This is a genomic window from Bacillus sp. FJAT-26390, assembly GCF_001682865.1.
In the GTDB taxonomy this organism is placed as follows: domain Bacteria; phylum Bacillota; class Bacilli; order Paenibacillales; family Paenibacillaceae; genus Pristimantibacillus.
This window is the reverse complement of the sequence record NZ_MAQX01000011.1, coordinates 1,057,331-1,078,754: the sequence shown is the minus strand read 5'-3', so window position 1 is coordinate 1,078,754 and position 21,424 is coordinate 1,057,331. Positions and strand designations below refer to the sequence as shown.

The window sequence follows — 21,424 nt, the reverse complement described above, 5'->3', positions numbered from 1 at the left end:
CCTACAGCCGGATTTTAAATGATTTTTTCGTCAGCGGATAAAGCCATTTCACACCGCTCGGCGTGAGCGTATCCGCTACGAGATGAGATAAATAACCGAGCATCGAGACGATTGCGATGCCGTCAATTTGCAGCTGATTCTCGAGTCCCCAGCCAATCGCGCCCCAAATCGGGACGGCCCATATCGTATGCGTCATGCCGCGATGCTTCAGCCACGGTACCCAAGCGGAAAACAGGCCGAAGCCGATCAGCCAGTTCATATGATAGTAATAGCCGGCGTACATAACGATGCATCCGACGGCGCTCGCGAGCACATTTCGGATGACGCCCTGCTTCGCCACGAGGCCAAGCAGGAAGACGGCCGCTGCTACGCCTATGTATAGCGGTGAAGGCGATTGGTCGGTGAAAAAATAATAACAAATGATGGCGGCAAGCAGGAAGCCCGACCATAGCGTAAGCTCGCGGATCAGCTTGGAAACCTTGCTGAGCTTGGAGCTGAGCATGCTAGGGCCGTCAAGATCCGCGCTTAACGCGGAGAAGCCGGCTACGGCAATGTACAAAGCGGCATGCTCCAAAGTGAACGGGTAATAGATCGATGCGGCTGCGCCAACGGCTGCCCCGATCGCTAGATGAGTCTTTCCTGTCATAAATCCTCCTGTGACTGACGATGCGTGTGCATGAATGATGACAGCCTATTATAGTTGTTCTCGGTTTACCTGCTCATTGCGAACCATTTGCTCAAGCTTCTCTACAAGCCGGTCGTGAGCCGGGTCTTTTTTGCCAAAGCTTAAAAGCCGTTTGCGATTTTGTTTTTTGAGCAGCTCTAGCAGATAGAGCTTTTCCTTTAACGTAAACATGCTGACGAAGAACCTCCTATCGATTTGACATATCGCCTGGGTCCGTTTCTTTGCGATATACGCTTGGCGTCATTCCGGTGCATCTTTTAAACAAGGTGTTAAAAGAATGAATATCCTTGTAGCCGACCATCTCGGCAATCGTGCTGATTTTGAGCTGGGAGCCGCGAAGCAGCTCTTGGCTCTTTTGGATGCGTACATTTTGCAGGTAGCGGTGGAAGCTTTGGTTCGCATGCTGCCGGAAGAGACGCTGCAGATGCCGCTCGCTCCAGCCGCTTGCCTCAGCCAGCCTAGCTAGCGTCAGCTCCTGATCATAATGCTGCTCGAGATCATTTAACAGCTTGATAAAAGCCGTTTGCCTCGGAGCGGGGGACGGGCGGGATTGCTCCATCGATCGCTGCAAAGCGATGATCAGCTGCAGCAGCAGGGAATGCAAGTAATCAGAGGAGCCCGTTTGCGGAAGCTCATATTCTCTGTGCAGGGCTAGAAAGAGCTTCTCGAACTGGTCATGCGTATCCATGCAGGAATAGTAGGAAGAAAGTCCGCTTTCCATGTTGCTCATAAACTGAACGATGCTGTAATCGGAGGCGAATGCACTAAGCTTATGCAGCAGCAGCGGAGAAAAGACACAATTGAATACGCTCAGTGGGCTCACTGCTTTATTTGCGGAAATCGGCCTGAACACATGCGACATGCCGATCGGGATGAAGAAAACCTGCCCCTTTCGCACCTTATGAACCTGATCGCCGATATGATGGTAGCCGGCTCCCTCTGCGATATAGACGCATTCGAGAAAATCGTGATCATGATAGGGGCTCGTAATGTTCTCTGTGGCGCGATTAACGTAAAGCAGCTGATTTTTTTGGAAAAAGTGCTCTCCGCGAAACGTTTCTACGTGATGATTCATTGTGCGCGCTCCCAACGCAGATTTCTCTGCCTTTTGTGAAAATGTCCGGATTACCGCATCAAGTTGTCCGTTATACCTGCATTTTTATCGCTCTGCTTTTTTATAATTATAGAGGAAAGCGTAGAGGCAAGGAAGGCGAACACGCAATAAATATCGGCATTTTCGAGCGCTTGGTTATGGAAGCTTAATTCCGTTATACCTGAAGGAGGATAACTTAATGCTAGAGATTAGAGAACTGCGCTGCGAATATCAGAAAAATCCGATCGGAATCGGTGCGGCAGCACCACGTTTGGGCTGGAAGCTTCATTCAGAAGAGAGAGCGGTAAGCCAGTCTGCTTATGAGATTGAGCTTGCTTCGGATGATCGTTTTGCTGACGTGATCTGGCAATCGGGCCGCATGGAATCGGAGCAATCCACGCATGTGGAGCTAAAGTCGTTTACGGCTGAATCTTGTAAGCGTTATTACTACCGTGTCCGGGTATGGAATCAGCGGGGCGAGCAGTCTGCTTGGTCAGAGACGGCTTTCTGGGAGATGGGCATTCTAAGTCCTAAGGAATGGGTGGGGGAATGGATATCAGCGCCGCTTGACCTGCTGCAAGTTGAGTCCGAGCCATCCCCGATGCTGAGGAAAACCTTTGCTCTCACAGGCGCTGTGAAGGAAGCCCGCTTGTACGCGACTGCACTTGGGCTCTACGAGCTTGAGCTTAATGGACAACGGGTGGGCGACAGCTACTTTACGCCGGGCTGGACGAGTTACAGCCATACGCTGCAAACACAAACCTATGATATAACCGAGCTCCTTGCGCCAAGCGGAAATGCGATTGGCGCTTACCTCGGAAATGGCTGGTACAAAGGGAATTTGGCTTGGAGTGAGCAGCGCTGCTTGTACGGCGATCGTCTAGCTCTGCTGCTGCAAATACGTATCATGTATGAGGATGGAAGGGAAGAGCTGATCGTAACCGACAATAGCTGGAAAGCGGCGATCAGTCCGGTTCGGCTTTCGGAAATCTATCATGGCGAAACGTATGACGCACGCCTGGAACGAGAGGGCTGGAGTACGGCAGGTTATGATGACGGCGAAGGAGGCTGGCAGGCGGTAGAATTGCTGCAGCATGGGAAGCAAATGCTGACGCCGCAAATAAACGAGCCCGTACGCAAGCAGGAGAGGCTGAAGCCGATAGCGTTCTTTTCGACGCCAAAAGGGGAGCGGGTGCTTGATTTTGGCCAAAATATGGTCGGATGGGTGCAATTTGCGCTGCAGGGAGAAGCGGGGGCTGAAGTAACGCTGCTGCATGCCGAGGTGCTCGACCATGAGGGTAATTTCTACACCGATAATTTGCGTGCGGCAAAGCAGACGATCAAGTATGTGCAAAAGGGCGCCGAGCGTGAAATGTATGAGCCGCGATTTACGTTTCAAGGCTTTCGGTACGTGCAGCTCATCGGATTTCCCGAGAAGCTGGAGATGGATGATTTTACAGGCGTGGTGCTCCATTCCGATATGGAGGATACCGGCTTGTTCGAGTGCTCGGAGCCGCTGGTCAATCAGCTTCAGCGCAACATCAAATGGGGCATGAAGGGCAATTTCCTCGACGTGCCGACCGACTGTCCGCAGCGGGATGAACGGCTTGGGTGGACCGGAGATGCACAAATGTTCATCCAAACGGCGTCTTACTTATCGAATGTAGCGCCTTTTTTCACCAAGTGGCTGCGGGATTTGGAGGCTGATCAAGGCGAAGACGGAAGTGTGCCTTTCGTTATTCCGCAGGTGCTTGGCGAGAACGACAGCTCCTCGGCGGCATGGGGGGATGCGGCAGTCATTTGCCCGTGGACCATTTATGTTTGTTACGGCGATAAGCGAATATTGGAGGAGCAGTATGACAGCATGAAGGCTTGGGTGTCCTACGTCCGGCGTCAGGGGGATAACGAGTTTTTGTGGAACACCGGTTTTCATTTTGGCGATTGGCTTGGGCTTGATGCCAAATCCGGCGATTACGTGGGAGCGACCGATCGGGACTTTATTGCGACAGCCTTTTACGCGTATTCGGTATCGCTTGTCCAGAAGACGGCAGCCGTGCTGAATGAGACAGAGGATGCGGCGACGTATCAGGAGCTTTATGTGCAAATTCTAGCCGCTCTGCGCGAGGAATTCGTGACCGCTACGGGCAGGCTGGCCGTGCCGACCCAAACGGCTCAAGTGCTTGCCCTCATGTTCGGGCTGCTGGATGAAACGGCAGAGAAGCGGGCGATTGCCAAGCTTGCCGAGCTGCTCGAGCAAAATAAGTTTCACCTGACGACAGGATTTGTTGGTACGCCGTATTTGAATCATGTGCTTAGCGCATTTGGCCAGAACGAGGCGGCTTATAAGCTGCTGCTGCAGCAAACTTATCCGTCATGGCTCTATCCGGTAACGAAGGGTGCAACGACGATTTGGGAGCACTGGGACGGCATCAAGGAGGATGGCAGCTTCTGGAGCAAAAATATGAACTCCTTCAATCACTATGCGTATGGCGCCATTGGCGATTGGATGTACCGCACAGTCGCAGGCATTCAAACGGTTGAGTCGGCGCCTGGCTACAAGCAAATCTTGATTGCGCCGCAGCCGGGCGAGGGGCTTAGCTGGGCGGAGGGAAGCTTGCAAACGTTGTACGGGAAGGTCAGCTCCAAATGGGTGAAGTCGGAGGACGGAACCATCACGCTAGATGTAGCGATTCCGCCGAACACGGCTGCGGAAATTCGGTTGCCGGGGGCGTCTGCCGGGGCAAAGGTAACCGAGAGCGGAGGCTCGCTTAAGGGAGCTTTGGGCGTAACGGCTGTATCGGAAACGGAAGCTGGCGTTTCCATTCATGTCGGATCAGGCAGCTACCAGCTTGCATGGTAGGATGCACGTTTTTTACTTATGCACGTATGCATCGAAATAATGCATAAAAGGTCAAGCAAGGCTGCTCTACAGGTGCTAACACCTAAGGGCAGCCTTTTGCTTTTTGCGGTGAAATCGATAAATTGTTCTTGATTTTTAGTAAAAACAACGTATAATTTTACCCATAAAAGAGAAATCGCTTACATCACGTATTCCATGCCTTGCAGGAAGGAACGGTAGTATGGCTACGATTAAAGAAATTGCGCAAAAAGCAAATGTATCGATCGCAACGGTATCACGGGTGCTTAATTATGATCCGGGCATTTCGGTGGCTGATGAAACCCGCAAACGCATTTTCGAGGCAGCACAGCAATTAAATTACAAGACGCTGCGACAGCGCAGCGGCATTGCTGTCAAGGAGCGGTACCGGGTTGGGCTTCTGAACTGGTATTCCGATCAGGAGGAAATGCTTGATCCGTATTATTTGGCGATCAGGCTCGGCATTGAACGTGAATGCTTCCAACGGAAGATGGATTTGGTTAAATTGTATATGCAGCCCAAAGGGAATTCGGACAGCAAGGACTGGCCCGGCGAGTCGCTCGACGGCATGATTGCGATTGGGCGGTTCGAGAAGGAGGATTTGGATCGTTTTCCGATCGGCCTTAGCAGCATCGTCTTCGTCGATTCCTCTCCTGACGACAACCGCTTTGATTCCGTAGTCATTGATTTGCGCAAGTCCGTTTCCGAGGTGGTCGATTATCTGATTGGCTTAGGCCATGAAACGATCGGTTATATCGGCGGGCATAATAAGGTGAACAATAAGCGTGTGCGGGATGAGCGCGAGAAAGTATTTATGGACCAGTTGGCTGCCCATGGGCTGTTCGATCCGGAGCTGGTGTATACGGGCAACCATTTATATTCCGAGGACGGCTATAAGCTGATGAAGAAGGCTTTGACGGGAAATAAGGTGCCAACGGCCTTTTTTATTGAAAATGATTCCATGGCAGTGGGCGCGCTGCGGGCGCTGCATGAAGAGAAGTTGCAGATCCCGCATGATATTTCGATCATTGGGTACAACGACATCGCCATAGCTGAGTTTTTGCAGCCGCCGCTCACAACCGTTAAGGTTCATATGGAGCATATGGGCGAAACAGCGGTTGAGCTGCTGGCCGATCGCTTGGTCGCCAAGCGGGAAATTGCCAAAAAAATCGTATTGCCTACCCGTTTGAAAATACGCGAGAGCAGCGGGGCGCCAGCCAAGAAGAACGGTGCGGCACCTATTAACCACGAATAAGTTAAGTTATCCGAATACGCGCGGAGGTGGCAGGCTTGTCTTTGTTGCTGAACGGTCAGAACGTATTGCCGGCTGTGCATAAGCTGAAGGATGTGGAGGCGGTGCTTGCTTCGCCTTATGCTTTTATGGTGCTGCTCGGAGGACATTTGGGGCAGTTGAAAAATATCGTTGATCTGGCGAGGCAGCATGACAAAAAGGTACTGCTGCACGCGGATCTGATTGACGGACTTAAAAATGACGAATACGCAGCCGAGTTTCTCTGCCAGTCCATTCGACCCGCGGGCCTTATATCCACTCGCTCCAGCGTCATTGGCCGCACGAAGCAGAACGGGCTGATTGCCATTCAACGGCTGTTCCTTATCGATTCGGATGCGCTGGAGAGAAGCTATACGGGTCTGGACAAAAATCGCCCTGATTTCATCGAGGTGCTGCCGGGCGTCATACCGGATATCATCAGCGAGGTTAAGAGGCGGAGCGGCATTCCGATTATTGCGGGTGGGCTTATACGGACGCAGGAGCATGTAAAGCAGGCGCTCGAAGCCGGCGCAACGGCGATCACGACATCGCGGAAAGAGCTGTGGAAGGCTGCGGATTAGCCCTTTGGCATGTGAAGGAGGAGGTTAAAATGGATAAATATATACTATCGCTCGATCAGGGCACGACAAGCACGCGCGCGCTGCTCGTGGACCGAAGCGGGACTATTATAGATATGGAACGGGAAGAGCTTCCTCTGCATTACCCGCACGCAGGCTGGGTTGAAGCGGACGCTATGTTTATATGGGAATCAACGAAGAAGGTGATGGCGGAGCTTCTGGAAAGGTCTGGCGCAACGGCTGAGCAAATCGCTGGAATCGGAATTACGAATCAACGGGAGACGACGGTTGTCTGGGATAAGAAGACCGGTCACCCCATTCACTATGCGATTGTATGGCAGTCGCGCCAAACCGCAGACATCTGCGAAGCGCTGAAGCAAGGCGGATATGAGCAGCTGTTTCACTCGAAAACGGGACTGCTGATCGATGCTTATTTTTCAGGGACAAAGGTGAACTGGCTGCTGGACCATGTCGATGGCGCCCGTGAGCGAGCGGAGAAGGGCGAGCTGCTGTTTGGCACGATTGATACTTGGCTCATATGGAATTTAACCGGCGGGCTGGTGCATGTAACGGATGTCTCGAATGCATCGCGGACGCTGATGTTCAACATTCATGAGCGGAGCTGGGATGATGAGCTTTTGCATATTTTGAACATTCCAAAAGCGATGCTGCCAGAGGTACGCTCTTCCTCCGAGGTGTATGGCTGGCTTGATACCGGGCTGCTGGGACGCGCAATACCGGTAGCGGGAGCGGCGGGCGACCAGCAAGCGGCGTTATTCGGGCAAAATGCGTACGATGAGGGAAACACAAAAAATACCTATGGAACGGGCTGCTTTATGCTCATGAACACGGGTGCTAAAGCAATCGTATCCGAGAGAGGGTTGCTCACCACCATTGCATGGGAGGTGGACGGCAAGCTCGAATATGCGCTCGAAGGCAGCGTATTTGTTGCGGGAGCTGCAATCCAGTGGCTCCGCGATGGGCTTGAGCTTATCGAATCGGCATCCGAGACCGAAGGTCTGGCGGAGCAGGTCGAATCGACGGATGGCGTCTACGTCGTTCCGGCATTCGTAGGACTTGGCACGCCTTATTGGAACAGCGATGTAAGAGGCGCGGTATTTGGTCTGACGCGCGGAACGTCGAAGGCGCATTTTGTCCGCGCCGTGCTCGAATCTTTGGCTTACCAGACGAAGGATGTCCTATCGGCTATGGAGGAAGAATCGGGATTGCCGCTGCAATCGCTGTCCGTAGACGGGGGAGCGACGCTGAATAATTTGCTTATGCAATTCCAAAGCGACTTGCTGGGCGTACCGGTAGAGAGACCGGTAGTCAATGAATCGACGGCGCTTGGAGCCGCTTATTTGGCGGGTCTTGCTGTCGGCTTCTGGGAAAACCGCGAGGAGCTTGCCAAGCTGCGGAAGGTGGATCGGTTGTTTGAGCCATCGATGGCGGATGAGACACGTGAGGATTTATATAAGGGCTGGCACCGCGCGGTCAAAGCGGCCATGGCTTTTGCGCAATAATGATGTTATAATGTCGATAAGTTAATAACGGTTGGAGACTAGGAGAAACCACGAAGACCGCTTCCAAACCCTTTTTTAAGGGCTGGGAAGCGGTTTGAGTGGTTTTTTTGTTTATATTTGTTAAATGAGGAGTAACCAGACGAATTTGGCAGAACATTATATGGATAGAGAATCGGAGGAAATCATAATGAACAATCATAAGGGCAAGGAAATTTTTGCAGCGCAAAATCGTGAGCAGGTGCTGGCGGACATGCAGTCTTCACCCATTGATGTGCTGGTTATTGGCGGCGGCATCACGGGAGCGGGTATTGCGCTTGATGCTGCTGCGCGCGGGATGAAGGTGGCGCTGGTTGAAATGCAGGACTTTGCGGCGGGCACATCGAGCCGTTCCACGAAGCTTGTGCACGGAGGCTTGCGCTACTTAAAGCAATTTGAAGTAGGCGTCGTCGCCGAGGTGGGCAAGGAGCGGGCCATCGTATATGAGAATGGACCGCATGTGACTACGCCCGAATGGATGCTGCTACCGCTGTACAAAGGAGGCACCTTCGGCAAGTTCTCGACTTCGATCGGGCTGCGTGTTTATGACTTTTTGGCGGGAGTCAAAAGAAAAGAGCGCCGCATGATGCTGAGCGCTGCGGATACGCTGGCGAAGGAGCCGCTTTTGAAACGCGAAGGCTTGAAGGGCGGCGGCTATTATGTGGAATATCGGACGGATGATGCGCGGCTGACGATTGAAGTGATGAAGAAAGCGGTGGAAACCGGCGCTTTGTCTGTCAATTATGCGAAGGTGGAGACGCTGCGCTACGACAAGTCTGGCAATATAACAGGCGCACTCGTTAAAGATACGATCAGCGGTACAGCATATGAGATTAAAGCGGCCAAAATCATCAATGCAACCGGCCCTTGGGTCGATGATATACGTGAAATGGACGGTTCCAAAAAAGGGAAAACGCTCCGTTTGACGAAGGGCGTCCATCTTGTGTTCGACAAGAGCCGTTTCCCGCTGCGTCAAGCGGTTTACTTCGATACGCCGGATGGACGCATGGTGTTCGCGATTCCACGCGCCGGCAAAACTTATTTTGGCACAACCGATACCAATTACAAAGGCAACACCGTAAATCCCGTTATGACGCTGGAGGACCGTACCTATTTACTGAATGCCGTCAACTTTATGTTCCCGAAGCTGAAGCTTATTGAAGCGGATGTGGAATCGAGCTGGGCAGGACTGCGCCCGCTCATCCAGCAGGAAGGCAAGTCGCCGTCGGAAATATCGCGCAGAGACGAAATTTTTGTATCGCAGTCCGGCCTCATTTCAATCGCAGGGGGAAAGCTGACCGGCTACCGCAAGATGGCTGAAACGGTCGTTGACAAAGTAGTCGAGCTGCTGGGGCAGGAGGGCAGTGCCGCTCGCTTTGCCAAAAGCGCAACAAAATCGATACCGATGTCGGGCGGAGACTTAGGCGGATCGGCTGGCTTTGAACTATTTTTGCAAAAGAAAACGGCTGAAGGCGCTCATTATGGCTTTACGAAGGAAGAGTCGGCTTATTTGGCACAGCGTTACGGCTCCAACGTGGATCAGCTGTTCGCGATGGCTCAAGGGACGGCGGAATGGGCGGCTGCCTATGGGCTGCCGCTTGTGCTGGCGGTGCAGCTCCGTTATTCGCTTGAAGCAGAAATGACGGTGAAGCCGGTGGACTTCTTTATCCGCCGGACAGGTGATTTGTTCTTCCGCATTGGCTATGTGCAGCAGTGGAAATGGCAGGTCATTGCCGCGATGGCGAATCGGCTTCATTGGAGCGAGGAGCAGCGGGCTGCTTATACAGCGGAGCTGGAAGAGAAGCTGGTTGAAGCGGTAGAGCCGCTGAGGAGCTAAAGGTATATTTTGGAATCGAGAATTTAATGGTCGAGTGAGTGTGAAAAGAGGCGCGGAGATGCGTCTCTTTTTGTTTTGGTGCGCACGGGTTGAAGCGAAAATTTGTGTGTAAATATGCTGTTGCAATTTTAACCAGTTGTACATATAATCAATACATGAGCAACTATTCATATGTTATTGATCGTTATCCATGCAGCGGAATGGAATAGAGCTTATGAAATAATTGGATATGACACAGACTAATAGGGTTAAATGAGGAGGCTGCACCAATGAGCAACAACGCAAATGACAAGAAAGAAGATCAACATTCCCACGGCCACCACCATGGTCACTCACATAGCCATCATGGTCATCATGGTCACTCACATAGCCATCATGGTCATCATGGTCACTCACATGCTCCAAATAATAAAGCAGGCTTGCTGATCGCACTTATTATTACTGCGGGTATTATGGTATTGGAGTTTGTCGGGGGGGTAGTGACGAATTCTTTGGCGCTGCTGTCCGATTCCGGGCATATGCTGAGCGACAGCGCGGCGTTAGCGCTAAGTCTGTTGGCAATGTGGTTTGCGGTGCGTCCGAAGTCCCCGAATCGAACCTATGGCTTTCATCGTTTTGAAATATTAGCCGCGTTGCTGAATGGCGTTACGTTATTTGTCATCGCGGCTTTCATCATCGCCGAAGCGATCAAACGTTTCGGAGAGCCGCCAACCGTGGCGAGCGGTACGATGATGATTATCGCGGGCATTGGTTTGCTGGCTAACATCGCAAGCGCGTGGTTCCTTATGCGCAAAGGCGACGTTAAGGACAACTTGAATGTACGGAGCGCTTACCTACATGTCCTTGGGGATGCGCTTGGCTCGGTTGGTGCGATTATAGCGGGTATTTTAATGTCTTTGTTCTCCTGGTATATCGCCGATCCGATCATAAGCGTAGTCGTTGCGATTCTTATTTTGAAAAGCGCATGGGGAATCATTAAATCTACCGTTCATATTTTGATGGAGGGAACGCCGGCTAACGTGGATGCTGGACAGGTCGAGGAGACACTGCTCCGCATCGATGGGGTAAAAGAGGTGCATGATCTCCATATTTGGACGATTACGTCCGGGCTGGACGCTTTAAGCTGCCACCTTGTTGTCGAAGACAACGTGGATTGCCAGAAGGTGCTGCAGGAAGCGATTCAGCAAATCGCGGCTGATTTTCACATCGAGCATACGACGTTCCAAATCGAAAAATCGGAGCTGAAGCATTCCGCATTTAAGGTGTAAATATGCAAAAACAGCAGGTCGCGCGATGCGTTGGCGAAGCATCGCGGCCTGCTGTTTTTTTTGCGCGAGAGTCTACCTTGTAGCGGCAATTGATTTGGCTTTGTATACCTGAGAGCCGACTAAGAAGGAAACGACGCCCCATAACACCATAATGCCAATACCGATCCAGAAGGAGCTTGAGGCTACGCCGGAGGCGTAAATGAGGCCGTCACGCATGCCATCCACAAAGTAGGTGAGCGGAAGCATCTGCGTAACCGGCTGCAGCCAGGTTGGGAGCGTTTCGAGTGGGAAAAACACGCCGCTTAAGAACATCATGAGCATGCTTGCAATGTTGGCCATCCCCATGTAAGCCTCCATCGACTTGCTGAACGAGGAGAATAAATACCCCATTGCATTAAACACCAATCCGCCTGCAAAAAAAGCAACAACCAAGCTGAACACGTTAATATGAAGGTTCGCGCCAAATCCGAATACGCCGATCAACGACAAAATGACGATTTGGATAATTCCGAGCACGAGCCGCACGACCATGCCGGCCAGCCCGTAGAGACCCATTTTGGCAGGAGTCATGCGAAGCCGCTTCATTAAGCCTTTTCTGCGCATCTCGACAAGATCAACCATACCGAACAGTCCGCCTTGGGCAACGGATAGTCCGATCATGCCGGTGAGCAGGAAGTCCGCATAATTTAAATCGTCGGCGCCCGAGGAGACGGAGCTTTTCGTTAAGCTAAACGTAGGTGTTGCTCCGGCAGCCGACCAGTTCGCCTGCTGAATAAATTGATCCAAAATGCCGGCTATTGCTTGTGTCGTTGCCCCTTGTTCATCCGCCTTGTTCACAATGAGCTGCATCGTGGCGGCGCCTTCTGACTCAGGCAAAATAATTAGGGCGTCAATATCTTGCTTCTCCACGAGCGTATTGCCGGCTTCTTTCGTTACGGGCTGCTCCTCTTTGAACTCGAGTACAGGTATTTGCCGCAGCTGTTCCAGCAGCATGCTTGAGGTTGCGTTAGGCTGGGGATCAGCAACTGCGATTTTGGCTTTAAAGCTGTCTCCCGAGCCGCCTCCGAAAATAATCATAAATAACACCATCAAAATAACGGGGAAAAAGATATTCCAAAACCATACTTGTTTCTCGCGGAACATCATCTTAATCTGCGCGGTGAACATTTTGGAAAATTGCTTGGCGCTGTTCATTTAATCCCTCCATTCCTTGCCGGTGAAGGCGATGAATACATCTTCGAGGCTCATTTCGCGAATCGAAATTTGCTCGACCCGGAAGCCTCGGTCTTTCGTGAAGCCGAACAGCTCATAGAGCGTTTCTTCGGGCTGCGTCGTCCAAAGCTGGAGCGAAGCGCCCTCGCGATTCGTCCGCACGACTGTAGGCTGGAGGGTCGCTACCTTTTCGGTTTCGATCGCGGCGTCGGCGCCGTCAAGAAAGGTGAGCCGTACCTCGCGTTCCTTCGTAAGCCGATCGATTAGGGCGGCAGGCGTATCGAGCGTGACGATTTTTCCTTGGTCGACGATGCAGACACGGTCGCTTAGCTTCTCCGCCTCTTCCATGTAATGCGTCGTCAAAATGGTCGTTTTGCCAAGCTCCTTCAGCTTGAGAATGATGTCCCATATGTTGCGCCTTGCCTGCGGATCAAGTCCGGTTGTCGGCTCATCAAGGAAAATGATCTTTGGATCATTAATCATCGCAAGCCCGATTGCAAGCCGCTGCTTTTGTCCGCCGGACAGCTTTTTGACATGCTTATCTCGCTGGTCCGTAAGGTTAATCATTTCGAGTACGTCTGATGCCGGCCTTGATTTCGGATAGAAGGTCGCAAACAAATCCAAATTTTCTTCTACCGTCAATAGATCGAACAACGCGCTGGATTGGGGCTGCACGCCGATGGACACTTTGATTTGCTCGCTATTCCTGGTCCAATTTAAAGCGCCAAACGTGATTTGGCCCGCGTCCGGCGATTGCAGCCCTTCAATCATTTCAAGCGTAGTCGTCTTGCCTGCGCCGTTTGGTCCTATAATGGTGAACACCTCGCCGGCTTCTACCGTGAAGCTGATGTCTTCTACCGCGTGGACTGAGCCATAGGTTTTCTTCAAATTACGCACTTCCAAAACGGGCATTATGTAACCTCCTTAACGTTTTTTGAAGCAAAATTGCTTTGTTAAACAAATTGGCATTGGATGCAAAGCTGAATTTGGAAGAGGAGCTTTAGATGTGAGGGAGCGAAGGCGCTGGCAGTTTGGTTCCGTGCTTCTTATGATCTGCTACCGTCATTTTAAACGTATCCATTTTATGAGAGTACCGCCTGCAGCATGCTTTTCATCTCAGTCTGGAGGCGGAGTGGGCGGGTGACGCTCGAATGCTGGTACAAGCAGAAGGAGGGAGGGAGAATATTGGGCGGCGGAAGGATGAAGCGTAATTTGCCGCAGTTTGAGCGTGATCGGAGATGATAAGGCTAATATTAGCCTTATTTATGCCATTTTGTTAGTTTGGAGAAAATAGAGCGAGCTGCACAATCCCAAAAGAAGCCGGGCTCTATGCGAGCCCGGCTTCGGAAATGCTTTAGCTTAATACTACAACGCCATAGCCTTCAAGCGTTACGGTGCCGCTTAGCTGGTTGCCGGTGAGAAGGTCGGTTTTCGCTTCGCTGAGCGTAATCGTCGCAGGCTGCTCGCTGTAGTTGAGCAGGAAGTGGAGCGCTCCTGCTTCATCCTCGCGGATGGCTAGCTCAACCTCGGCCGGAAGCGTCATCCAGCTGGCTGACGGTGATACGAGGCCAAGCCGATCGATGATTTGGTTGGCTGAGGCTTCGTTAAATACGGCGCCGAAGTACCAGGCCTGCCCTTCGCCGAACTTGTTTTTCGTTACGGCTGGCTTGCCTGCATAATAGTCGGAGGCGTAATGGGCGACAACCTGGGCAGAGTCGCTCTCTACGCAGAGGACATCGTTGAAGGAGTCCGCACCGGTCAAAGCTTCGCTGCCGCCGCTCCATTTCATCGAAGTCGCTTCGCGCGTGCCTTTGACCATCGTAAACTCTTCAATGGAAATGCCGCACAGTCCCGCAGCCGCTCCCGGGAACGGGCGCATGTAGCAGTGGCCATGTTCATCTTTGTAGCCGGTTCGGCAGCCAAAAATAACAATGCCGCCCTCGCGCGTATATTGTTCAAGAAGCGCAGCCGTCTCATCGCGCATAATGGCTGGATGCGGGTAGACGAGCACCTTGTAGCGCCGCAAATCGTCGATCGTAGTGCCGCTGCGCATGTACAACGTATCGTTAGGGATATGGCGGCGGTTCAGCGCCTTAAACCATGCTTTGCCGCTTTGCCATGCGAATGGGCCATGCCAAATATCGTATTCGCCATCCCATTCATTGTCGTAGTCGCGAAGCAGCGCGATCTCCGCTTTAAAAGAAGTAGCTGCGATGCGGTTCCCTGCTTGCGCAAGCTCGGTACCGATCTGGCCGGCCTCGCGGACGCGGCGGTTCGGCTTATTGTGGTAATCGTTGATGCCATGCCAGTAGATTTCGTTACCGAACGTCGCGGTCCGCCAGCGGAAGTAGAGCACCATATTCGCGCCGTGAGCGATCGATTGATAAGTCCAAAGGCGCATTTGCCCAGGCTTAGGCGAAGGCATATCCATCCGGTTAACCCAACCGCCCGGGCCTGACTGCTGCTCCATAATGGCGAAGTTCGGCGAGATCGAGCGAACCGCTCCAAGCGTCTGGCTCCAGCCTCTGTCTGCAAGCGGATTTACCTCATCTTTATCGTAATAGATGGTGGAGAACTGCGGATACGAGTCATAGCTGAAAAAGTCGAGCAGTTCATCATTCATCCGGTGGCTGTCCAAATGCCCGAACAGGCCGTTCGTCGTAACCCAGTGATTGGGGGCGGTCTCACGCAAAATATCTCCCTGTACTTTAGCGTATGAAATCGTGTTATCCGATATAAAACGTTTCTCGTCCAGCGCTTGATGCGGATTGGGCTGCTTCTGCGCTGGCGTTGGACGGGGCAGGAAAACTTGCTCCCAGTCCGAATAAGTTTGGCTCCAGAAGACGGTGCCCCACGCTTCGTTAAGCCGCTCCAGCGAGCCGTATTTCTCCTGCAGCCAAGCGCGGAACGCATCATGATCGGCAGGCGCATAAAACTCGCTGATCTCGCAGTTGAATTCATTGTCGATCTGCCAGCCGATAACGGCGGGATGATTTTTGTAGTGTTCAGCCATTTGGCGCGTAATGATCGCAGACAGCTCGCGGTATTTTTGACTGCTGTAGTTATAATGGCGGCGCAGGCCATGGTGCAACGTTACGCCGTCCTGCGTGACGTTCAGCACCTCAGGATATTTATGGGTCAGCCAAGCCGGCGGTGTAGCAGTCGGCGTACCGACGATCACCTTCAGTCCGTGCTTATGGGCTAAATCCAGCGCGCGATCGAACAGGTCGAACGAAAAAACGCCCTCCTGCGGCTCAAAAATCGACCAAGCAAATTCCGCTACGCGAACGATCGAGAAACCAAGCTCGCGCATTCGGCGGAAGTCATCCTCCCACAAGGATTCTGGCCAATGCTCCGGGTAATAACAGACGCCAAGGCGAAACTCTTTTAACGCTTCGGTATGCTTCACAACATGCTCCTCCTAGTGTTCGAATTTATATTTATGCGAATATATTGCGAAAGAATAGTCTCGATTTCTATTTTAAAATCAATCATATTAACCGTAAATGACAATATCCTGCGATTTATGATACAATATTGCGAACTTGAACAAAGGGGCGGGAGCGATGCTCAAGCACTATATCGTACCGAAACCGGCTTTTTCGCAGTATGTCTGTTATCCCGACCTATTCGGAAGGTACTATTCGTTTCCGCAGCATGCCGAGCGCAGAGAGCAAGGGCAGCTGAATGATTATAATTTGCATCTGATTTTTGAAGGAAGCGGTTATGTGATGAATGGAAGCAGCGGCGAGCGGCTGGAGCTAAAAGCGGGTGACGGCTTTTTGTTCCCGAAGCATGCCTTTCAGCAGTACGGCTCAAGCACGGATGATCCGTGGGATGTGCGGTGGATACATTTTGAGACGAATATTCCGCTGCCGATGTTAAGGGAGGCCGATGATTCTGGAGGGTGGCTGTTCACGTTCTCCAACCGCGAGCGGTTCGAGGTGCTGACGGAGGAAATGTATGCGCTGTGCAGCCCGTTCGAGACGAGCAATGAGCCGCGCCTGTCTGCGCTGCTTTATGAAATATTAGTGGAGCTGGTGCAGCATTCGGTAAGGCTGGAAGGTTCTGCGGTACTGGAGAAGCAAAATGGGATCCGGGCAGCAGCCGATCAAATCCGGCATCGATGCAAGGAGCCGTGGAGCTTGGAGCGAATGGCGGAGCTTGCGGGCTACAGTCCTTATCACTTTCTTAGACTGTTCCAGCAGGTAATGGGGAAAACGCCGAATCACTATGTCACGGAATGCCGCATCGATGCAGCGAAGCTGCTGCTGGCGACTACGGCTTTATCCGTGACAGAGGTTGCGGCGATGTGCGGCTTCGCACAAGCGAGTTATTTTATACGTGTGTTCCGATCATCCGAGGGCGTTTCTCCGAAAATGTACCGTACCATCTATGGACAAAGCGCGACGCTTCATTAATCGGCTTTGACGGCTGCATGGATCGTTATGCCGGATGGATCTTGGATCACATATGCGTTTCCAAGCGCAGTAGCCTGAACCCCTTCGCTGCGCAGATGCGCAAGCCATGCTTCACGGGAAGAAGTTGTCGGAAATACGATTGTATAATAAGACAAGCCTACCGTATTAGCCGGCGGCAGCACAGCGCCAACGCCTGCCCAAATGTTCATTCCGATATGGTGATGGTAGCCGCCTGCCGATACGAATACAGCGGACATTTGCGCATAGTCGCCAACCACATCAAAGCCAAGCTTGCCTTCATAGAAAGCGCGCGAGCTCCGCAGATCGCCAACATGAAGATGGATATGCCCAATGACGGTGCCTTGCGGCAGGCCGCTCCATTCCAGCCCTTCGCTTGCGGCGAGCAAGCTCTCGATGTTAAGCGGATCGGTTGCCATTACATAATTGCCTCCGGCATCGCGCTTCCACTCCGAACGCGGACGGTCCGCATAAATTTCGATGCCGTTGTTGTCCGGATCTGCAATGTAGAGCGCCTCGCTAACCAGATGATCGGCCTGCCCAATATGAATGCCCGTCTGAATCAAGTTGCGCAAAGCAAGCGACAGGGAGGGGCGGTCCGGCAGCAATAGGGCAAAATGGTACAACCCTGCATGGGATCTTCTTTGCGGCACAACTGCATTCGGAACCTCCTCGAGAATGAGCAGCGTATGCTTCCCATCGGCAGTAAAAGCAGCCGAGCGCTTCTCCTCGTCATGCGCCAGCACCTTTAACCCGACAACTTCCTCATAAAACCGAATCGACCGATCCAATTGGCTAACCTTGAGCTTTACTTCGCCGAGCGAAATATGCGGGTCCAAAATCGTTGACATCGTAATTCCTCCTCTATATCTGGTTGAGAAGCAGCCATGCTACAAACGCGCAAACCTCTAATGCAGCTCCTAATGTTTATATCTTGTACAAAATACTGGAAAATACTTCGTTTCATGCTCATACTATAGAAAGTCGTCATTTATCGTAGCATATATTTAAAATTAAATAAAGTAACTAATTAAAAGTAATCAACTTATACGTTTGCATGAACAGGAGGGCGGTATGAGAAAAGCTTTGTTTTTGGCGGAATGGATGCTGCTTGTTGGGATAGGAGGGATGGCTCTTATTATGGTGCTGCCGGTCTCTGGCCTATTCGACCGTGATACGGAGCTTAGCGCAGCTAAGAAAAAGGGCTACTATTACGAAGTGAATGCGGATAAGCAAACCTATTTTAATAAAAAGGTAAGCGTTGATGGTGTTGTATATGGCGAGGGTGAGCTGGTCGTCTATATGACAGCGAAGGGATTATTTGCGATTCCAAATTTACCTCAGCATATTCAGGTGAAAACCGATTCCGGCGAGGTGTTTGATCATCGCAGCTCCAGCGCTTCAAGCAACATCTATCAATCAAGCGGACAATTTACGTTCAAAAATGTGCCGCCAGGCATCAAATCCATTACGGTGTTTAAAGAAGCCTACGGCGAGTCCCTCTCTTTTCACATATCGTTTGGGGGAGGGAACGGAAACGAATGAATGCGTCCAACAAACGTTTGCTTGGTCATTGGATTAGGTGGATGCTCATCCTTTTGTCCAGCTGTATCGTCTTTATAGCTATGTTCTCGCAAAGCTCTATTCATTTGGAGAAAGTCGTGCGAAACGCTATGAACGTGGCAGAGGTGCCGAGCGCGCCTATCGCGATCAGAACAAAGATCGGTCAAAGCTATGAGCTTCTGAATATCGTCGACCGCAAAAATGCCATTTATCATCAATTATTCGTAAACCGCACGCTAGGACTATTATGGAATTACCGCGGGGGCAGCTTTGGCATGAAGCTGGAGCCGCAAGTGCTGCTTAGCTTTCAGGGCGGGATGTCCACGTTTGGAAAGCATCGCCATTATTATTATGTTGGACAATTCAACGATCCTAAAATAAGCCGGCTGCATGTGGTATGGTGGGACGGCTACGAGCAGGACGCAGCCATCAGTGACGGCGTATACCAAGCAGCACGCTCTATTCGAATCTCAGAGGAGTCGCAGCAAAATTTTTCCGCTATGAATAAGCTTTTCGCATATGACGCGAATGATCGGTTGCTCTACGAGCTTAGCGACGAGAATCGGGAAATCAGATCGGATACGGTGACTGAGGAAGCCTCCTGAAAAAAAAAAAGAGCCGTCCGCGCATAATGAAGCGGTGGAACGGCTCTTCTTATTAGGCTTGTATGCTTGGCTGGCTTGGCGCCGCAGGCTGCTTCTTCTTGGATGGAAGCGGACCAAACAGCAGCCAGTGCCACTTGAACGGGGCGCAAAGCGATACGATTGCCCACGGGACGAGCAGGGCGATCATGAACCCGCCTGCCGCCCAAACATGATACAGAAGGGGTTCGCCGCTAACGTTTATTTTGCGGTATAGAAACAAGATGACGGGATGAACCAAGTAAATGCCAAATGATGTGGCTCCGATATGCAGTAGCGCTCTGACCGCCCATTTGTTCCATGATGTATAGATCCAGAAGGAAACTTGAAGCAGCACAATGCCCGCAGTCACGCAGCGCAGCTCGTCTACCAGCTCCAATAGATCCGTATTTATTATCGATATTTTATGTACCCGGCTCTCGTAATAAAAATAGACCATAACCAAGCTCGACGATAAAAACAACAGCCATAACGCAATCGTTGCGATTATTTTTTGCGGCGTAATATTTTTTCTTGTGAGGTTGATCCACTCAGCCAGCTTCAAGTAATAAATGCCGATAAACGCGCCAGCCGTAAAGTAAAACATATAAGTAAACGAATAGCTGCCCGGGCTCTTGAGATGAAGCAGCGCGATTAGCTTATAAATAAATAGCCATTGCACTAGCAGACCGATCCAGACGATATGTTTGCCGAGCGACGGAAAACGTTTGACGGCAAACAGCATGAGCGGCGCAAGCGCATAAAATTGAATGATAATAACGACGAAATAGAGATGAGTGTACGTTTTGCCGATGACTAGCATCTTGAGAAATTTAGTTGTCGTAAAGTAGCCGATAAAGGTTTGGACATCGGTGAAGCCGAACTGGGCCAGCCTCGTAAAACCAAAATATAAAAAAGAGAATATGAGAAACGGAAGCAATATTTTGGACATTCTTTTTTTGTAAAATTGACCGATGGTTTTTGCCGTGAAGGGTTTGTCGTAATAGTTGTAAAAAAGCACGAAGCCGCTTAAAAAAATGAACACGGGAACCGCAAACTTAGTAAAGTTGTTTAAAAAAATGTAAAGCGGATAAAGCGTAGCTTGGTGATCGTAGCCCGCTACGATCGATGATGTAGCGTGAATCATGATGACCGCGAAAATGCCGAAGGCCCGGACGATGTCCAGCTCGGGTAAATACGGTCTTTTTGCAGCGTGTGCCATTAAAATCCCCTTGTTTTTTATAGGATGCTAGCATGGTTATCAAGGCTATAAAAAGGCCTCTATCGATATTATAAGGTCAGTGCTAATTTCAGCCAATACTTTTATTTTTTTGCAAGATCTTCCCGCTGCAGGTGAGCCGTATTTCGTACAGACAAAATGGATTCGACTTGATATGATAGGTTCAACTAAATGTTTATCGTCCCTTTGGGATGGATCAAGGAAAGGGGCTTCTTGCTCTTATGTGGCTTACTTATTCGGTGTTCGCTGCGCTATTGTTTGGCGTGCGGGGCATTCTGTATCATTGGACGAGTCAAAAGCCGCTCAACCGTAATTTATTGCTCTTCGGAACATTCAGCATGGGTGCAATTATAAACGGCATTTGTGCGCTGGTCTTCTCGTCGAACTGGACGATGGCGGCGCTTATCGGGATACAAATGGGATTGTTCTCCTTCGGCGGCAATGCAAGCATGTTTAAAGGTTTTGCGGTGGGCAAAGCTTCGCTCGTCGCGATTTTAACGGCGCTGCCTTCGGTCGTTGTGGTCATCGTTGCTTTTGGACTGTGGAACGAAAGGCTTCATGCGATGCAGCTTATTGGGTTTGTCGTCATTATAAGCGGCGTGCTGCTGGTCCGGATGTCGAACGACATCTCGCTTCGGAATTTGCAAGGGGCGCAGTGGGGCTTGCTTGCGATGCTGCTCTTCGCGGCAAATGACTTGTCAGGCAAATGGTCAACGATGATGGAGGCGGATTTGTTTCCGACGATGTTTTTTGTATTCGTGACGGGGGCTGTCTGCTTTGGCTTATGGTGGCTTCGGGACTGGCAGCGCGCGCGGGGCCGGCGGGTGGTGGCGCTTCAAACGACAAACTTAGCAGTCGGCGAAGTGCGTGTGTCGCAGCATGCTGCCGGTTATAGCGGTGGCGGCCTTCCCGTCGCATGGAGCGGCAAAAGGACCTATCTCGTCGGCCTCGCGATCGGGATCACAAACGGCGTTGGCATGATGCTCATCGTAACGGCATTCTCCTTAGGCAAAGCCGGACTCGTATCCGCGGTTGCCGCATTAAATGTGTTGATCGTGCTTCTATACACGCGCTTCTTCGTTAAGGAGAAGTTTAAACGGGTGGAGGTTATCGGCATCTCGCTTGCATTCGCCGGTATTCTGCTATTGCGCTTGTTTGGGACTTAATCGTTAAAAGGTGAAA

At 51.3% G+C, this 21,424-nt stretch carries 18 protein-coding genes; 10 read left to right on the top strand and 8 right to left on the bottom strand.

The features are described from left to right. Position 1: 1 nt before the first annotated feature. The 3 genes from A7975_RS16365 to A7975_RS16360 are packed head-to-tail and all read right to left on the bottom strand — an operon-like array spanning position 2 to position 1,760. Positions 2 to 646, bottom strand: coding sequence for a metal-dependent hydrolase (locus A7975_RS16365; protein ID WP_053372500.1), 645 nt, complete (start codon positions 644 to 646; stop codon positions 2 to 4). A 48-nt stretch (positions 647 to 694) separates the two neighbouring features. Then, positions 695 to 856 (bottom strand): hypothetical protein, encoded by a 162-nt coding sequence (locus tag A7975_RS34230; protein WP_157265580.1) that lies wholly within the window; start codon positions 854 to 856, stop codon positions 695 to 697. A gap of 16 nt (positions 857 to 872) precedes the next feature. After that, entirely contained in the window at positions 873 to 1,760 is an 888-nt protein-coding gene (locus tag A7975_RS16360) for an AraC family transcriptional regulator (RefSeq protein ID WP_065385777.1), read from the bottom strand. A 217-nt stretch (positions 1,761 to 1,977) separates the two neighbouring features. Here A7975_RS16360 and A7975_RS16350 point away from each other — a divergent pair, with 217 nt between their 5' ends. The 6 genes from A7975_RS16350 (at position 1,978) to A7975_RS16325 (ending at position 11,168) form a co-directional block, all read left to right on the top strand. Next, positions 1,978 to 4,638: a glycoside hydrolase family 78 protein gene (locus tag A7975_RS16350; protein WP_065385775.1), complete on the top strand. Its 2,661-nt coding sequence runs from the start codon at positions 1,978 to 1,980 to the stop codon at positions 4,636 to 4,638. Positions 4,639 to 4,858: 220 nt separating this feature from the next. Then, positions 4,859 to 5,911 carry a LacI family DNA-binding transcriptional regulator gene (locus tag A7975_RS16345; RefSeq protein WP_065385774.1) on the top strand — a complete coding sequence of 351 codons (1,053 nt, stop codon included), beginning with the start codon at positions 4,859 to 4,861 and terminating at the stop codon, positions 5,909 to 5,911. 41 nt (positions 5,912 to 5,952) lie between these two features. Then, positions 5,953 to 6,507 carry a glycerol-3-phosphate responsive antiterminator gene (locus A7975_RS16340; RefSeq protein WP_053377445.1) on the top strand — a complete coding sequence of 185 codons (555 nt, stop codon included), beginning with the start codon at positions 5,953 to 5,955 and terminating at the stop codon, positions 6,505 to 6,507. 29 nt (positions 6,508 to 6,536) lie between these two features. Further along, positions 6,537 to 8,027, top strand: coding sequence for a glycerol kinase GlpK (gene glpK, locus A7975_RS16335; protein ID WP_065385773.1), 1,491 nt, complete (start codon positions 6,537 to 6,539; stop codon positions 8,025 to 8,027). Positions 8,028 to 8,214: 187 nt separating this feature from the next. After that, the gene (locus A7975_RS16330) at positions 8,215 to 9,900 is read left to right on the top strand and encodes a glycerol-3-phosphate dehydrogenase/oxidase (protein WP_065385772.1); all 1,686 of its coding nucleotides are present in this window, start codon (positions 8,215 to 8,217) and stop codon (positions 9,898 to 9,900) included. A 269-nt stretch (positions 9,901 to 10,169) separates the two neighbouring features. Next, the gene (locus A7975_RS16325) at positions 10,170 to 11,168 is read left to right on the top strand and encodes a cation diffusion facilitator family transporter (protein WP_065385771.1); all 999 of its coding nucleotides are present in this window, start codon (positions 10,170 to 10,172) and stop codon (positions 11,166 to 11,168) included. A 72-nt stretch (positions 11,169 to 11,240) separates the two neighbouring features. On the opposite strand, the gene A7975_RS16320 is transcribed toward A7975_RS16325, so the two are convergent. From A7975_RS16320 to A7975_RS16310, 3 genes are all read right to left on the bottom strand, one after another. Beyond that, entirely contained in the window at positions 11,241 to 12,362 is a 1,122-nt protein-coding gene (locus A7975_RS16320) for an ABC transporter permease (RefSeq protein ID WP_065385770.1), read from the bottom strand. Beyond that, entirely contained in the window at positions 12,363 to 13,292 is a 930-nt protein-coding gene (locus tag A7975_RS16315; RefSeq protein WP_065385769.1) for an ABC transporter ATP-binding protein, read from the bottom strand. A gap of 442 nt (positions 13,293 to 13,734) precedes the next feature. Beyond that, complete coding sequence (locus tag A7975_RS16310; protein ID WP_065385768.1) at positions 13,735 to 15,789, bottom strand: beta-galactosidase; 2,055 nt, start codon at positions 15,787 to 15,789, stop codon at positions 13,735 to 13,737. A gap of 157 nt (positions 15,790 to 15,946) precedes the next feature. On the opposite strand from A7975_RS16310, the gene A7975_RS16305 reads away from it, so the two are divergent. Beyond that, positions 15,947 to 16,801: a helix-turn-helix transcriptional regulator gene (locus tag A7975_RS16305; protein ID WP_053372490.1), complete on the top strand. Its 855-nt coding sequence runs from the start codon at positions 15,947 to 15,949 to the stop codon at positions 16,799 to 16,801. On the opposite strand, the gene A7975_RS16300 is transcribed toward A7975_RS16305, so the two are convergent. Next, positions 16,798 to 17,670, bottom strand: a complete 873-nt coding sequence (locus tag A7975_RS16300; RefSeq protein WP_065385767.1) for a VOC family protein — start codon at positions 17,668 to 17,670, stop codon at positions 16,798 to 16,800. The two genes, A7975_RS16305 and A7975_RS16300, sit on opposite strands and share 4 nt — an antisense overlap. A 223-nt stretch (positions 17,671 to 17,893) precedes the next feature. Between A7975_RS16300 and A7975_RS16295 the strand changes: the two genes are divergently transcribed. Both A7975_RS16295 and A7975_RS16290 read left to right on the top strand, forming a co-directional pair. Continuing rightward, positions 17,894 to 18,364 carry a hypothetical protein gene (locus A7975_RS16295; RefSeq protein WP_065385766.1) on the top strand — a complete coding sequence of 157 codons (471 nt, stop codon included), beginning with the start codon at positions 17,894 to 17,896 and terminating at the stop codon, positions 18,362 to 18,364. Beyond that, positions 18,361 to 18,987 (top strand): hypothetical protein, encoded by a 627-nt coding sequence (locus A7975_RS16290; RefSeq protein ID WP_065385765.1) that lies wholly within the window; start codon positions 18,361 to 18,363, stop codon positions 18,985 to 18,987. Before A7975_RS16295 ends, A7975_RS16290 begins: the two co-directional genes overlap by 4 nt. A 52-nt stretch (positions 18,988 to 19,039) precedes the next feature. On the opposite strand, the gene A7975_RS16285 is transcribed toward A7975_RS16290, so the two are convergent. After that, positions 19,040 to 20,224, bottom strand: coding sequence for an acyltransferase (locus A7975_RS16285; protein WP_053372486.1), 1,185 nt, complete (start codon positions 20,222 to 20,224; stop codon positions 19,040 to 19,042). A 239-nt stretch (positions 20,225 to 20,463) separates the two neighbouring features. On the opposite strand from A7975_RS16285, the gene A7975_RS16280 reads away from it, so the two are divergent. Next, the gene (locus tag A7975_RS16280) at positions 20,464 to 21,408 is read left to right on the top strand and encodes an EamA family transporter (protein ID WP_065385764.1); all 945 of its coding nucleotides are present in this window, start codon (positions 20,464 to 20,466) and stop codon (positions 21,406 to 21,408) included. Positions 21,409 to 21,424: the final 16 nt, after the last annotated feature.